Here is a 15,185-nt window from a genome sequence, read left to right as displayed (position 1 = left end):
CATTGGAGCTATTGGTCAATTTAATCATTAATGGTTTGGCCACTGGGATGTTAATTTTTTTGCTAGCAGCTGGTTTGACATTAATTTTCGGTTTAATGGATGTATTGAATTTTGCGCATGGTGGGTTATTTGTTTGGGGGGCCTATGCGGGCATCTTTACCTATATGTTGACAGAAAGTTTTATCGTTGGGATTATAGGCGCGATTGTGACTGGAGCGTTGCTTGGACTGCTGACAGAGAAATTCATTATTACGCCTGTTTACGGCAATCATATTCAGCAAATTTTAATTACCTTAGGGTTGATGCTCGTTTTGCAGGAGCTTATTAAGGTGGTTTTTGGTCCAAATGGGGTGGCAGTAAAAACACCAAGTTATTTAGCAGGAAGCTGGGAAATTGGTGATGTGATCATCATTAAATATCGTTTATTTATTATTGTCATAGGGTTTGTGATTTTTGGTATTTTCCAATATATGCTGAAGCGCACGAAGATTGGCTTGATCGTTCGGGCTGGTGTGCAGGATAAGGAAATGGCGCAGGCTCTCGGTATTCATATTAAGCGTGTATTTTTATATGTCTTTATGGTGGGCGCTGCTCTGGCGGCACTTAGTGGGATGTTGATGGCTCCCTATTCAGGTGTGATTTATGCAGAAATGGGCATGGAGTATGCCATTTTAGGCTTTATTGTTGTGGTAATTGGCGGTATGGGTAGTTTTTCCGGCTCCTTACTTGCAGCGATTTTAGTGGGGCTAGCAGGTAGCTTTATGGCTTATTATGTCCCTGTGCTGTCACTAGCGGTCAATATGATTTTAATGGCAATCGTTTTAATTTTCCGTCCTCAGGGGCTGTTTGCGATGCGAAAGGAGCGAACATCATGAACCACAAAATATCCTTACGCGCTTTCGCTTTTTTCCTGTTACTTGTCATTTTTATTATCCTTCCTTTTGTCAATGATTCAAGGACACTACTTATTTTACTCACACAAATCTTTATTTTTGGGATATTGGCAATGAGCTATGATATTTTACTAGGCTATACAGGCATCGTCTCCTTTGGGCACGCCATGTTCTTCGGTATTGGTGCCTACACAACAGCAGTCATGCTTAAGCAGATGGATCACACACTCTTGATTTTTGTACTGTCTATCGTGATAGGCATGATACTAGCAGGCTTCATTAGCTTTTTAGTAGGTTTATTAACCTTACGCTTAAAAAGTCATTTTTTTGCGATGCTGACGCTAGCTTTTTCGGGGTTATTTTTAGTCTTAGCTGAAAAGTGGCGCTCTGTTACGTATGGCAATGATGGCTTTACATTCAGAGCACCTGATCTATTTAGAGATCGAATGACCTTCTATTTCTTTGTGCTAGCAAGCTTGGTTGTCATCTTTTTGGCGCTCTACCGCTTTGTTAATTCACCAACAGGTCGTATTTTAATTGCCGTCCGTGAAAATGAACAACGGACGAAATCTTTAGGCTTTAACACGTTGCACTATAAAGTCATTGCCTCAGTTGTGGCAGGCATTGTAGCAAGTTTTGCAGGCTCCTTATATGCAGTGTCATTGCGCTTCGTTAACACGAGTGTCATGGCCATGGATATTACGCTGGATGCATTGTTAATGACGATTATCGGTGGGGTTGGTACTTTAGTGGGGCCGCTATTAGGCTCGGCAGTGATTGAATATGCGCAACATGCACTGTCAGGGCTTGCAAGAGATTATCCTATTTTTGAACGTTGGATTATCTTCTTCGGGATTCTCTATATTTTAGCTGTTATCTTCTTCCCAAAGGGTATTATTGGCTCACTAAGATTGCTCTTTTGGAAGTGGCGAGGAAGGCTAAAGCAACGAAAAACGACAGGTCCCCTGCCTCAGGAAAAGGAGCGATTTGAATGACAGTCGGTATTGTAAGTATGGGTATTTATCTACCCCAACAGAAGATGACATCGCAGGAAATTGCGGCTGTTTCCAATATTCCTGAGGACATTATCCGTCAAAAAATGGGCATTCATGAAAAGCCAATTCCTGATAAGTCTGATCATACAGTGCAAATGGGTATCTGGGCAGCACAGGAAGCGATTCAAAAAGCGAATATAGACCCTAAGGATATTGATGTTGTCATCTATATGGGGGAGGAATATAAGGAATATCCACTCTGGACAGCCTCTATTAAAATGCAGGAGGAGCTTGGTGCAGTTAATGCATGGGCATTTGATGTGCAATTACGCTGCGGCACTACAATCATGGCGTTGAAAGTGGCGAAAAGCCTAATGGCCTCAGATGACACGATACGAACCATTCTGTTAGCAGGTGGTTATCGCAATGTTGATTTTATCGATTACAGCAATCCACGAACGCGCTTTATGTACAATTTAGCGGCTGGGGGAGGCGCCATGTTATTACAAAAGAACTATGAAAAAAATCTGCTATTAGAGACAGATATTATAACGGATGGTTCTTTCTCAGAGGATGTAGTCGTGCCAGTTGGGGGAACGAAAAATCCTTTAACCCCAACCCATTTAACCGAAAATTTATATAAGCTTGACGTTTTGGACCCCATTGGGATGAAGGAGCGGCTAGAACAAAAATCTTTAAGCAATTTTTTGAAGGTCATTCGCAGTTCTTTAGCGAAAAGTGGATACAGTGACGATCAGCTAAATTATTTAGCGATGTTGCATATGAAAAGATCTGCACATGATTATATTTTAACGGAGCTTGGCTTACAACAGAAGCAGTCTAATTATTTGCAAGACTATGGACATATTGGTCAGATTGATCAAATTTTGTCCCTACAGCTAGCACAGGAGCAAAATCAAATTCAAGCAGGCGATATTGTGACGCTTGTTAGTGCTGGCATTGGCTATGTATGGGGCGCTATCACAATACGTTGGGGATAAGGGGGAAATGGCATGGTAAAAACGATTCAACTAGCAAATGGAGAGACAATGGCCTATCGCAAGCGATCAGGTGGAGGTCATCCTTTAGTGTTGGTACATGGCAATATGACATCTTCTAAGCACTGGGATATTCTGATGAATGCTTTAGACGACAAATATACTATTTATGCGATAGATTTACGTGGTTTTGGTGAATCATCCTATCTTAAGCCAATCACTGCTATTAAAGATTTTAGTGATGATGTCAAGCTATTTGTGGATGCCCTACAACTGCAAAGCTTTGATATGATTGGTTGGTCAACAGGTGGAGCTGTCTGTATGCAGTTTGCAGCAAATTATCCAGGATACTGTCAACGACTGATTTTACTTGCGTCTGCTTCTACACGTGGCTATCCATTTTACACGGATTTAGGAACAGGCAATAAAGCCTCCTTTAAGCGAGCCTATCATTATGAGGAGGTATTGGTGGATACATCCAAAACAAAGCTTATTCAAGGCTTCTACGATGCAAAAAATGTGGATGGCTTACAGTCTATATGGAATGCATTAATTTATACGCATCATCGACCAAACGAAGGGAAATATCAAGAATATGTAGAGGATATGCTTACACAGCGCAATTTAGCAGAAGTATATCATGCACTCAATACATTTAACATAAGCGCTGTTGACAATGAGGTGGCAAAAGGCTCTCGGGAGGCCTTGTTGCTTCATATCCCAATTTTAGTGCTACGAGGGGATCGTGATTTGGTGATTACAGAGGAAATGAATGCAGAGTTATTACAGGATTTAGGCAAAACAGCACAGTTTGTAGGTCTAAAAGACTGTGGGCATTCACCGTTAATCGATGATTTAGCACAATTAACAGCTGAAATTGAAGCTTTTTTAGAAATTGGAGGAAGACAGTATGCGTTTGAACAATAAAGTGGCTATCATTACTGGGGCTGCAAATGGTATTGGCTATGCGGCTGCTGAACGTTTTATCGAGGAGGGGGCATGGGTGTTTATCGCCGATTTTGACGATAAAGCAGGCATTCTAGCAGCACAACAACTAGGTGAAAATGCTGTATTTATACAAGTAGATGTTGCAAGTAGAGAGAGCGTTAAACAGCTGGTGACGGCAGTGATCGAACAGGCAGGACGGATTGATATTTTAGTGAATAATGCGGGGATTACAAGAGACGCCATGCTGACAAAAATGACGGAGGATCAATTTCAACAGGTGCTAGATGTCAATTTGACAGGTGTCTTCCATTGTACACAGGAGGTCATTCCCTATATGGTGGCAGCAGGTGGAGGCAAAATTATAAATACATCCTCAGTTAGTGGAGTATATGGCAATGTTGGTCAAACTAATTATGCAGCGACAAAAGCAGCGATTGTAGGTATGACAAAAACATGGGCGAAGGAGTTAGGGCGTAAGGGGATTAATGTTAATGCAGTGGCACCTGGCTTTACAGAAACAGATATGGTCAAAAAAATGCCTGAAAATATTTTGGCTCAAATGCGATCAATCGTCCCCCTACAACGCCTAGGGACACCACGTGATATTGCCAATGCCTATTTATTTTTAGCATCTGATGAGGCCTCCTACGTTCATGGGCATACTCTGCATGTGGATGGCGCAATTATGATGTGATAGGGGGTAGTCAAATGTTTGTTGAGCAAGAATGGATTTTAAAACGTGCAGCTTTAACACCTCACCACATCGCCTTGATTAATTTAACATCAAAGGAACAATGGACCTACCAGCAATTATCTGAGGAAATCGGCAAATGGAGTCAATTTTTCGAACGGCAGCAGCTACAAAAAGGAAGTAGAGTAGCTGTTTTTGCGAAAAATCATATCCAATTGTTTGCTGTTTTATTTGCCTGCGGGCTACGTGGGCTCATTTATGTGCCGTTAAATTGGCGCTTAAGCAAGGAGGAGCTAACACAAATTTTGGAGGATGCGACGCCTGCTATCCTATTATACGAAGAGGATAGTTATTGTCCCTTGGTTTTAGAAAAAATGTTTTCACTTCATGTTAGCCAGCATGAGAAGGAGATACAACCAAGTAGGCAAGACGTGGATGTGGATGATCCTTGGTTAATGATTTATACAGGAGGCACGACGGGTCAGCCAAAGGGGGTAGTGTTATCCTTTCAGTCGGTCAATTGGAATGCCATGAATACTATTATTAGCTGGGGTTTACATGCTCAAGATCGGACATTAAATTATATGCCGATGTTTCATACTGGTGGCTTAAATGCTTTATGCATTCCCTTACTTATGGCGGGAGGAACCGTCGTTATTGGCGATAAATTTGATGCAGAGGAGGCACTACAAGCAACGAACCAATATCAAACGACAATTTCTCTTTTTGTGCCAACTATGTATCAAGCAATGATTGCTACGAAGTATTTTCAGGAAAATCAATTTCCTTCCATGAAGGTATTTTTATCTGGCGGTGCCCCGTGCCCTCATCCTATTTACGATGCTTTTTATAATAAGGGATTATTTTTTAAAGAGGGATATGGTTTAACAGAAGCAGGACCCAATAATTTTTATATTGACCGAGAGCGTGCCTATGCAAAAAAGGGGGCTGTCGGGAAAAGTATGCAATTCAATGAAGCTAAAATCATCAATCATATAGGAAAAAGTTGTGCACCTGGAGAAGTAGGAGAGCTATTGGTAAGAGGGAAGCATATGTTTCGCTTTTACTGGAATAACAAGCAAGAAACTGCCAATATCCTGCAAGATGGCTGGTTGAAAACAGGGGATTTAGCGATGATGGATGCGGATGGCGATTTTTATATTGTTGGGCGTAGAAAAGAAATGATTATTTCAGGTGGTGAAAATATCTATCCTCAGGAAGTAGAACAATGTCTACTACGGCATCCAGATGTGCGGGAGGTGGCCGTGATTGGTGTAGGTGATGACTATTGGGGTGAGATCGTGACAGCTTTTATTGTTTGTCCCCACCAGGTAGCCTCTCTATTAGATGATCTTAATGAGCTATGTCATCAACAATTAGGTCGTTATAAGATTCCAAAACAAATGATTTTCTTAGACGAACTACCGAAAACAAGCGTTGGTAAAATCGATAAAAAGGCATTGTATAGGCTTGTTGATTCATCTATCTGTTAAGTATGATGAGAAGGAAGAAACGCTCGTCTTTCTAATTCCGAAATAAGAGAGGGACACATAAATGGCCCACGCATTAGTTATTGGTGGAACAGGGATGTTGGCAGACACCTCCCTATGGTTAGTGAATAATGGCTACCATGTCTCAGTAATTGGACGTAGTGCCCATCGAATGGAAGATTTGCGAAATAGAACAACCAAACCCGCCCTTCTAACGCCGATTTTAGTTGATTATTGTGATATAGCCTTATTAAAAGAGGAGCTAGAAGAAACGCTCGCGCATAATGGGCCCATTTGAATTGGTCGTTGCTTGGATTCATTCCTATGCGGACACTACATTAGAGAACATCTCCAATGTAATTTCAATAGAGAATAACGGGGAATGGAAACTGTTTCATGTGTTGGGGAGTAAGGCGAATTTAAGTGAAGTCCAAGAGAAATTGAAGCTCCATGCTCGTTCGCAATACAGACAAATCCAGCTAGGTTTTATGATGGAAGAAGGTCATGCGAGATGGCTGACACATGAGGAAATATCGCAAGGTGTCGTTGCTGCTATTCAACAGGATCAACCTATTCATATCGTCGGGACGCTACAACCTTGGGCAAAGCGACCGTTATAAACTAACTAACCTTCGTCTAACTAGATGGACGAAGGTTTTTACATATTTCCATTAGCAGTTTGTTTTAGATGTCTACATAATTGTGAGGGAATGTTAGGTTTGTGTGAAAAACGTCAGAATCAGCCAACTTTTTTCTCCTTACATTTTACTTAGTATAACAAAATCATTTCTATATAACTTATCCTTATTTATTCACATCTCTTCCCATCAGACCGACATATCAGTAAAATAGAGTAGGTTAGGGGGATTACATGTGAAAGATCAACGCTTTAAAATAGCGCATCGAGAGGCGCTTATCGGAATTGGACTCGTCCTTGTCAACTTTGCAATTTGGTTTGGCTTTGCCTATGGATTAGGTTCAGGAGATCCAAGAAATTATACGTATGTATTTGGTTTTCCTGCCTGGTTTTTCTATAGCTGTATCGCTGGGACAGGCTTTATGATCCTTCTTATCTGGATTGTGATGAAACTCTTTTTCAAAGAGGTACCATTTGATGATGAGGAGGTGGATCGCTAATGCATTGGCAAGTTGTATTTCCATTGCTATTATTTTTAATTATTATATTTGGAATCGGTATTTGGGCCAATAAGCATGTACGCTCCTCTAATTCATTCCTACAGGAGTATTTCCTAGGTGGTCGTGAAATGGGTGGTTTTATCCTTGCGATGACGATGATTGCTACATATGGCAGTGCGAGTAGTTTTATCGGAGGACCGGGTGTAGCCTATACAAAAGGACTTGGGTGGGTATTACTGGCAATGGCTCAGCTACCAGCAGGTTATTTTGTGCTCATGATTTTAGGGAAAAAATTCGCCATTATTGCTCGTCGTTACCAGGCCATTACGTTAATCGACTTTTTACGCGAACGCTACAAAAGCCATGTCATTGTTATTTTATCAGCCATTAGCATCATTGTTTTCTTATTTTCGGCTATGATGGCTCAATGGGTTGGGGTGCACGCTTAATTGAGTCGTTAACTGGCTTAAGCTACACTGCAGCATTGTTTATTTTTGCGATTTCCGTGTTAGTATATGTGATTATTGGAGGTTTCCGTGCGGTTGCGCTAACAGATACGGTCCAAGGTTCCATTATGGTGATTGGTACAATTATTTTATTAATCGGCACGATTGTGGCAGGTGGAGGCATCGACAATATAATGGCCTCACTGGTTGCTGAAAATCCTGACTTAGTGTCACCATTTGGCGCACAAGGAGATTTAACACCTTTGTATGTCTCGACATTTTGGATTCTCATCGGTGTAGGGGTTGTAGGACTTCCGCAAATTGCGGTTCGTGCGATGAGCTATAAGGATTCCAAAAGTATGCATCAAGCGATTCTTATTGGCACGATTGCCATAGGGACAATCATGTTTGGCATGCATTTAATTGGTGTGTTAGCCCGACCTGTCATACCTGGCATTGAAATTGGTGATAAAGTCATGCCGCTCCTGACATTGAAGGTATTACCGCCATTTTTAGCAGGAATCGTTTTAGCTGCACCAATGGCTGCGACAATGTCTACGGTTAATGCTTTACTAATGCTTGTCAGCTCTACAGTTGTCAAAGACATCTATTTAAATTATATGAAGCCGAAAGCTAGTGATGCAGAGATTAAGCGTGCAAGCTTTATTGTAACAACAGTCATAGGCCTAGCGGTTGTCATCTTTGCACTCAATCCACCTGATTTATTAGTGTGGTTGAACTTATTTGCCTTTGGTGGACTAGAGGCTGTCTTTATTTGGACAGTCGTTTTAGGATTGTATTGGAAAAAAGCCAATAAATACGGAGCGATTGCGTCGATGATTACAGGCATGTTGTTGTACATTATGATTGATCGGTTTTATCCTTCTGTCTTTGGTATGCATACAGTCACGATACCAATTGTCGCATCCTTCTTTATTTTTGTGCTTGTCAGTTTGTCCACTAGTCATAAATTTAAAAACGAAAAGCTTATGATTTAACGCCAAAACGCCACAGATTTCAAATTCTGTGGCGTTTATTTTAATGCATCATAAAATCATAGGCATTTTTCGCAAGTAATGTCATTGTAACGACAATAAATAGTGTGCGGACAAAGCCACTTCCTTTCTTGATTGCCATGCGTGAGCCAAGCATAGCCCCACCAATTTGCGCAATGCCCATGACTAGACCATAAACATAATGAATTTGACCTAAGTAAGCAAACATACAAACACCAGCCACATTACTCGCCAAATTTAAAAACTTCGCATTACCAGCCGCCTTTAAAAAATCAAAGCCTACCAGTAAGAAGCTAAAGATTAAAAAGGACCCTGTCCCAGGACCAAGAAATCCATCATAAAAACCAATAGCAAATAATAGCAGCATAAATAAAAACAAATGTTTTTTAGATAGATTTTTTACGGTAGCGACGGCACCCCAATCCTTTTTAAAGATCGTATATACCCCAACAGCCGCCAGCATAACAAGCATTAATGGCTTTAGTAATGCTGGATTAATCAGATGCACAGTCCAAGCACCACATAATGATCCGATAAATGCTAGTGGAAAATATTTGAGGACAGAGCGAATGTCCAGCTGGCCAGAACGATAGAAAGAAATAGAGGAAGTGAGCGAGCCCATAGCTCCTGCTAGTTTGTTTGTGGCAACAGCAGCGGCTGGATTGAGCCCAACAAATAGTAGGGCTGGTAGTGAAATTAAACCTCCCCTCCCACTACTGAGTCAACAAAAGCCGCCAGAAATCCAAATGAAATTAATAGTATGAGAATATGTACATCGATTTCAAACAACATATGACACCTCTTTATAATTAGTTACTACTGAAATAGTAACTAATTTTATTTGCGCTGTAAACCCCATTTTTTCATTGGCAAATCTTCACATTGGTAGCCTATAATAAAGATAATGGAGGGATTACATGGAGGAATTAATCACCCAGCTGAAAGAAATGGGTTTTACAGAATATGAAGCGAAGGCCTATACGGCACTTGTTCAGCAAAGTCATGTCAGTGCCTATCAGGTTAGTAAAAATTCTGGCATACCACGTGCAAGAGTGTATGATATTTTAAATATCCTTGTAGAAAAGGGCATCGTGTTAAAAGAAGAGACCGCAGAACAAACGACCTATTCGGCAATGCCTGTGTCTGTGTTCTTACAGCAAATGCAACAGCGCTGGGAGTCGAATTTTACGTCTATAAGCGGGAAGCTAGAGAAATTAGAGGAAAAAGTGCAGGAAGCTGAGCCTAAAGTGGTCATGCTGAAGGGCAGGGAATCTATTATCAATTATTGTCAGTCACTTCTAAAGAAGGCGAAGAAAAAAGTGATGCTGTCGATGTGGGAAGATATGTATGAGGTCTTACGTGAAGATTTGCAAGAGGTGGCGCTGCATGTTCCTGTTCATGGCATTACGTTATATGTAGGAGAGCATCTAGCCTCAATTGACCAGCATAGAGCCACACATTATACAAAAAAAGCGTCGACACCGCATTGGTTTATCTTATCGGTAGATGGTCAGGAAATGATTTATGGTCATTCTCCATCTACCCAAGAGACGGCCTTTATCACCAATGATTCCGTTCACATTTATTTGTTAGAGGATTATATATGGCATGATGTACTCATTAATCGGTTAGTAAAACGGGATGATCAGGAGTTAGAAGACTGGATTGCTAAGGAGCGGAAAGCTTTTTTCTTAGAATAGTCTTATAAGGGAAGGGGAGTAACTTGAAAAAATTCGTGTTGCTAGGTTTAATGAGCTTACTCATGCTAGGAGCCTGTAATGCTACACCACCAACCAATCCACCAACGATTCATGAGCTAACGGTTGTCCCAGATAATGTCCAAAAAAATATTGTTTCTAATGACAGAATACAACTATTACATGAAAATGATGCTCCATATTATCTTGTTTATTATTCAAAAGGGAATGTATTGGCAAGTATTACAGCTGAGGGAAATAGGCTTATCATCCAGTTAGAAGAAGGCAGCGAGCAAAGGAAAGAGGCTCAGCCCTATGTTTTTCAAATCACCGTCAAGAATCCTGAGCTTGATACCATTGATTTGCGAATAAACGGTCAGAGTACGCCCATTGATCGTATGACCATTATGTGATAAAAGAAACCGAAATCTTTAGATGAGATTTCGGTTTCTTTATGAGATGTCTAATAAAAGACTTTGTCTACGTTATATTTAGAGCGGAAAGTATTAATCGCGTATGTTTCGTAAATTTCACGTTCCATTGGATCTTCTACTTCATAGACTTCAATTTTGAACACTTCATCACGATGGTTTTTCATCGGAGATACATTATCCTCGAAATGTTTTTTAATACGTTGACGAATTTTACGTGCTTTCCCAACAAATAATAGCTCATTCTTGTCATTATAGAATAAGAAAATGCCGCCTTTATCACGTGTGATTTTATGGAAGTCAATAAAACCGAAGTAAGGTGTGATTGGCACATCACCTGGTTTTAAATCTTGTTCACGTTGACGGATTACTAGATCTGGTTTTGGAAATTCAATTTTAATCAAACTATTCACGTTCCTCTCTCTTACTAAAAGTATATGGTAACATAATTACGGCATGTTTACCATAAATTTTAAATGCAGAAACACCACATATAGCAAGCTTAGTGTACATCAATTGAGCAAGGAACATGCACATGAATCACAAAATATTCTATGAATTATTGATATTCTAACTAGTTCGTGTTACAATTCAAGATAATTAAATAATCTTATCAAGAGAAGCTGAGGGATTTGGCCCGATGACGCTTCAGCAACCTCTAACAATTGTTAGAAAGGTGCTAATTCCAGCAAAGGATTTTTTCCTTTGAGAGATAAGAGTGGACGTGAAAAAAATCCTTCTCATTCTATCTCGTATGGAATGAGGAGGATTTTTTAATTTTGTTGCATCCTATGCAAGCAAGGTTTGCTAAAAGAGAGTGATTATAGAGAGGGGAAAGCAAGATGCCAATTAATATTCCGAAAAATTTACCAGCTGGAGAACATTTACGTGAGGAAAAATCTTCGTCATGGAAGAAGATCGTGCGAAAACACAGCAAATCCGTCCATTAAATATATTAATATTAAATTTAATGCCTGAAAAAGAAAAAACAGAGCTCCAATTATTACGTTTATTGGGGAATACACCATTACAGGTGAATATTACCTTTTTGAATACAGCCACACACGAGTCTAAAAATGTGAGTAAATCTCATTTGCAGCTTTTTTACACAACGTTCAATCAGATTCGACACCGCCGCTATGATGGTATGATTATAACTGGTGCGCCAGTAGAAAAAATGGCTTTTGAAGAGGTCAACTATTGGCAGGAAATTTCAGAAATTATGGATTGGTCAAAAAAGAATGTGACATCTGTGCTACATATATGTTGGGGGGCACAGGCTGCATTGTATCATCATTATGGCATTGGGAAGGTCGAGCTTTCTGCTAAATGCTCAGGTGTCTATTCCCATGTGATTACAGATTTAACTGTAGATTTGGTACGTGGCTTTAGTGATTTATTTACTGCGCCCCACTCACGCTATACATCTGTTTCGATTGACGAGGTTCGCAATCATCCAGATCTACGATTATTATCCTATTCAGAGGATGCAGGGGTATTTATTGTACAATCAAAAGATAATAAAAATATTATGATTACGGGGCATCTAGAGTATGATGCGACAACGCTAGCCGATGAATACAGTCGCGATGTGGCGAAGGGCATAGATATCGCTGTTCCTGTAAACTACTTCCCGAATGACGATCCGACACAAGTGCCGATGAATACATGGCGTGCCCATACGCATCTATTATTCTCTAACTGGTTGAACTACTATGTTTACCAAGAAACACCATATGAATGGGATTTTGTAGATGAAATCGAATATCATATTTAATTAATAAAAAGTCTAATTTCTTTTCTAGCTTTAAAAGAAATTAGACTTTTTGATTGTCATTTTCTGTTTCCTGCTGAGGTGTTTCGTTTTTTTGAGCTTTGGATTTACGATTTCGAATAACTACCACAATCAGCAATAGTATGGGTAATAAAATGGTGAAAATAAAGGAAAAGATTGGCCAAATTTCATTATTATAATTAGTAGAATGCACAATATCTGGATGAACAATTTGAGAAAGTCCAATAACAATTATCCCCATCGGTATAATGAGTGGGCGATGATCCTTGATCTTTAAAATTTGTGCGAGGCCAACAACGGTCGTATAGAAATACATAAATGTACGAATATAAATAGACGAAATCCACATAAATGCCATAATGATCTCTATACGCTGTAAAAAATTTCCTATAGATATTCTTTGTGCTAAGGCATAGCTAGGAAAAGTCCTTGATGCTGTGTTTTCAGGACCTAATACAAGAATCGATAGGACAATCAACGTAACTAAGACGATTCCACCAAAGATTGCCCCAATATATAGCCCTTTCTGTGCAGACGGCTGTACATTGACACCAGTAGGATAGAGCATCATTAATACAAGTAATGGAAAGGAAAAGATACTCATAAAGCGTGCAATACTATAAAACATAGATGTTTTGGTTGCTTCTAGTAGAGGCTGAATATTCTCAAATGTAATTTGAGGGGTAATACTAAGGACGAAAAAAATAAAAATAAAGATAAACAATGGGAAGAGGATTTCTGCCGAACGGGCAAAGGTCTCAATTCCTAAATAAGCGGCATACATAATAATGATACTGAACAGTAGGGCAAATGCTAATGTCGGTGTCTCTGGCATTACTTCCGTTTTCATGAAAATACCTATAAAATAGAGTAATTCTCCAGCCGAAAGAAAGGTCATAATCAGGAAACAAATTGCTGTGATTTTCCCAAAAAAACGCCCAAGAATTTTTTCATTAGCCTCGATAAAGTTTAGAGATGGTGTTTGATTGGCCAGTGTTAAAAATAATTTTAGTACCAGTAAACTAAGGAGAACACCAATGCTTGCTGCTATCCAAGCATCTTGCTTAGCGGCACCAGTAATACTCGAAGGGATAATTAAAATCGCTGTACCGATAGAATAGAGGAAGGTAACGATTGTAAACTGTCTTGAACTAATTATCTCTTTTTCCATCAAGCTACCCTCCGTTTCTCAGTCCATCTTTCTATTTTGTGAATGACACAATGTAATCCCTAATTGGTGTGAAGATAAAGGTAATCAAATCTAATGGGCTAGGAATATGGATTTTCAGGGCAATCCCCATATTTAAAGCCGTTCCAATAAGAAGCAAAAAGGAGAATACAATCATGGCTTTTCTATCCTGTTGCTTTTTTAGCTTTGGAATAAAAATAAGCGCAATGATTATCGCGATGATCAAGATAGCTACGGCTAGTACCATTGCATTTATTCCTCCTTTGGCTTGTTTAATAATGAATTTTGCATCGTACCTGAACCTTGGGTAGTTACCTTTACATGAACTACCACTGCTAAATCTGGAAAAATGGAAGTCCAATCATCCTTGATTTTTTTCCACTGCTTAGGATCTGCCCGATGTAGGGCATCCCCAAATCCAAAAACATCTACTTCATATTGCTGTTGAATTTTCTCTACTGTTTTTTCTATGCGTTCATCAATTCCCTGGGCTGTTTTTTTGTTAACGTAATCAATCGATTTATTTTTGGTAAGATCGATATCACATTCGACCTCTCCAACATTCTGCTCTACATTAATATGAACATCGATTTTCGGTTTCCCGTTTTTAAATGACCCTTTCACCTTTGTAGTGGATTGGGTAATTTCAGTAGACAAGGTCCCTTTATTAGGACAGGCAATGATTTCTATCGTACTTTGAATTTTGTCATTAAGAAAACTAACACTTTTGCTTTCACTTTCAGTCAGTAGCCCTATATATTTATCTCCTTTAAAGACTGCTAAACCTGTATAACCTAATAGCACAGGTGCTTTAACACGTTGCACATTTGTTTGATCTACCCCTAATTTCTTATCGCCATGAATTTCAATAGCAGAAATTAATGCCCCTTTCTGCTTATTGCTTAACGTATTGACTAATTCATCAATATTAACAGCTATTGTGGAGCCCCAAGCCTTTTCAGAGACATCCAGGGAATTTAACATTTTATTAGCAGGAACTTTTTCGATAGGTGTTAGTACATTTAATACTTCCTTCGCTGTTGCTTCGTGAGACATAATGACGTCGAAATCCTTACGAAATTCATGGTCCCTTACAATTAAATCAAGTGCATCACTCATGCCTTCTTTAGCAAGATCTTCCCCTAAAACAACCACTTGAAGGTGGGCAAAATAGGGCTTTCGAGCAGCGATGGTCGTCATTTTTCGAATCGCCTCAAAGATGGTTTCGCCTCTCGAATGATAGCTAACGACAGGTGAGCGTTGAGTGGAAGCTTGTCGCACTGAGACTTCACTAGGATCGACAATTTGAACTGTAATTTCATATTCCTCATCTATTTTGTCAATGCCTAGTGCTACGACAATGGCTAATTCATTTAATTCTCGCTTACTCCAGCAACCACTTAACAGTAAAGTGAGGATACATAGTAAGCAAATCCAGTTTAATTTTGCCATATTCTAT

15 protein-coding genes, 3 pseudogenes and 1 riboswitch are annotated in these 15,185 nt (G+C 39.6%); of the genes and pseudogenes, 13 read left to right on the top strand and 5 right to left on the bottom strand.

The window, feature by feature from the left end; genetic code table 11:
* The first annotated feature begins 2 nt into the window (after positions 1-2).
* From NP781_RS10825 to panF, 10 genes and pseudogenes are all read left to right on the top strand, one after another.
* Positions 3-875 carry a branched-chain amino acid ABC transporter permease gene (locus NP781_RS10825; protein WP_004227888.1) on the top strand — a complete coding sequence of 291 codons (873 nt, stop codon included), beginning with the start codon at positions 3-5 and terminating at the stop codon, positions 873-875.
* Positions 872-1,888 (top strand): branched-chain amino acid ABC transporter permease, encoded by a 1,017-nt coding sequence (locus NP781_RS10820; RefSeq protein WP_221682875.1) that lies wholly within the window; start codon positions 872-874, stop codon positions 1,886-1,888. Before NP781_RS10825 ends, NP781_RS10820 begins: the two co-directional genes overlap by 4 nt.
* A complete protein-coding gene (locus NP781_RS10815; protein ID WP_257522246.1) occupies positions 1,885-2,889 on the top strand; it encodes a 3-oxoacyl-ACP synthase in 1,005 nt (334 codons plus the stop codon). The genes NP781_RS10820 and NP781_RS10815 overlap by 4 nt, the downstream gene beginning before the upstream one ends.
* A 12-nt stretch (positions 2,890-2,901) precedes the next feature.
* Entirely contained in the window at positions 2,902-3,813 is a 912-nt protein-coding gene (locus NP781_RS10810) for an intracellular short-chain-length polyhydroxyalkanoate depolymerase (protein WP_257522245.1), read from the top strand.
* The gene (gene fabG / locus NP781_RS10805) at positions 3,797-4,528 is read left to right on the top strand and encodes a 3-oxoacyl-ACP reductase FabG (RefSeq protein WP_257522244.1); all 732 of its coding nucleotides are present in this window, start codon (positions 3,797-3,799) and stop codon (positions 4,526-4,528) included. Before NP781_RS10810 ends, fabG begins: the two co-directional genes overlap by 17 nt.
* 14 nt (positions 4,529-4,542) lie before the next feature.
* On the top strand, positions 4,543-6,018 hold the full coding sequence (locus NP781_RS10800) for a class I adenylate-forming enzyme family protein (RefSeq protein ID WP_257522243.1): 1,476 nt from the start codon (positions 4,543-4,545) through the stop codon (positions 6,016-6,018).
* 61 nt (positions 6,019-6,079) lie between these two features.
* Positions 6,080-6,313 carry a Rossmann-fold NAD(P)-binding domain-containing protein gene (locus NP781_RS10795; RefSeq protein WP_257522242.1) on the top strand — a complete coding sequence of 78 codons (234 nt, stop codon included), beginning with the start codon at positions 6,080-6,082 and terminating at the stop codon, positions 6,311-6,313.
* On the top strand, positions 6,300-6,635 hold the full coding sequence (locus NP781_RS10790; RefSeq protein WP_257522241.1) for a Rossmann-fold NAD(P)-binding domain-containing protein: 336 nt from the start codon (positions 6,300-6,302) through the stop codon (positions 6,633-6,635). The genes NP781_RS10795 and NP781_RS10790 overlap by 14 nt, the downstream gene beginning before the upstream one ends.
* A gap of 253 nt (positions 6,636-6,888) precedes the next feature.
* Positions 6,889-7,152 (top strand): YhdT family protein, encoded by a 264-nt coding sequence (locus NP781_RS10785; protein ID WP_004227902.1) that lies wholly within the window; start codon positions 6,889-6,891, stop codon positions 7,150-7,152.
* Positions 7,152-8,596 (top strand): annotated as a pseudogene (gene panF / locus NP781_RS10780) (sodium/pantothenate symporter). The gene NP781_RS10785 and the pseudogene panF overlap by 1 nt, the downstream one beginning before the upstream one ends.
* Positions 8,597-8,636: 40 nt before the next feature.
* Here panF and NP781_RS10775 read toward each other — a convergent pair.
* Positions 8,637-9,406: pseudogene (locus tag NP781_RS10775) on the bottom strand (TSUP family transporter).
* A 125-nt stretch (positions 9,407-9,531) separates the two neighbouring features.
* Here NP781_RS10775 and NP781_RS10770 point away from each other — a divergent pair.
* Together NP781_RS10770 and NP781_RS10765 are read left to right on the top strand one after the other, a co-directional pair.
* Positions 9,532-10,314 (top strand): TrmB family transcriptional regulator, encoded by a 783-nt coding sequence (locus tag NP781_RS10770; protein ID WP_221682870.1) that lies wholly within the window; start codon positions 9,532-9,534, stop codon positions 10,312-10,314.
* 23 nt (positions 10,315-10,337) lie between these two features.
* Entirely contained in the window at positions 10,338-10,724 is a 387-nt protein-coding gene (locus tag NP781_RS10765) for a hypothetical protein (RefSeq protein ID WP_257522240.1), read from the top strand.
* Between the two features lie 50 nt (positions 10,725-10,774).
* On the opposite strand, the gene NP781_RS10760 is transcribed toward NP781_RS10765, so the two are convergent.
* On the bottom strand, positions 10,775-11,146 hold the full coding sequence (locus NP781_RS10760) for a nucleotide excision repair endonuclease (protein ID WP_004227912.1): 372 nt from the start codon (positions 11,144-11,146) through the stop codon (positions 10,775-10,777).
* 203 nt (positions 11,147-11,349) lie between these two features.
* A riboswitch (SAM riboswitch) is annotated at positions 11,350-11,461 on the top strand.
* 123 nt (positions 11,462-11,584) lie between these two features.
* Between NP781_RS10760 and metA the strand changes: the two are divergent.
* Positions 11,585-12,519, top strand: a pseudogene (metA, locus tag NP781_RS10755) (homoserine O-succinyltransferase).
* Between the two features lie 40 nt (positions 12,520-12,559).
* Here the strand turns inward: metA and NP781_RS10750 are convergent.
* Genes NP781_RS10750 through NP781_RS10740 form a run of 3 tightly spaced genes read right to left on the bottom strand, consistent with a single transcriptional unit; the run spans position 12,560 to position 15,178 of the window.
* A complete protein-coding gene (locus NP781_RS10750) occupies positions 12,560-13,708 on the bottom strand; it encodes a GerAB/ArcD/ProY family transporter (protein WP_221682868.1) in 1,149 nt (382 codons plus the stop codon).
* A 31-nt stretch (positions 13,709-13,739) separates the two neighbouring features.
* Entirely contained in the window at positions 13,740-13,973 is a 234-nt protein-coding gene (locus tag NP781_RS10745; RefSeq protein WP_221682867.1) for a hypothetical protein, read from the bottom strand.
* Positions 13,974-13,978: 5 nt separating this feature from the next.
* A complete protein-coding gene (locus tag NP781_RS10740) occupies positions 13,979-15,178 on the bottom strand; it encodes a Ger(x)C family spore germination protein (protein WP_221682866.1) in 1,200 nt (399 codons plus the stop codon).
* Positions 15,179-15,185 lie beyond the last annotated feature (7 nt).

Source organism: Lysinibacillus sp. FN11, assembly GCF_024628845.1.
Classification (GTDB): domain Bacteria; phylum Bacillota; class Bacilli; order Bacillales_A; family Planococcaceae; genus Lysinibacillus; species Lysinibacillus capsici.
The sequence above is the reverse complement of the archived record's forward strand: the minus strand, read 5'-3'. Positions and strand labels throughout refer to the sequence as shown.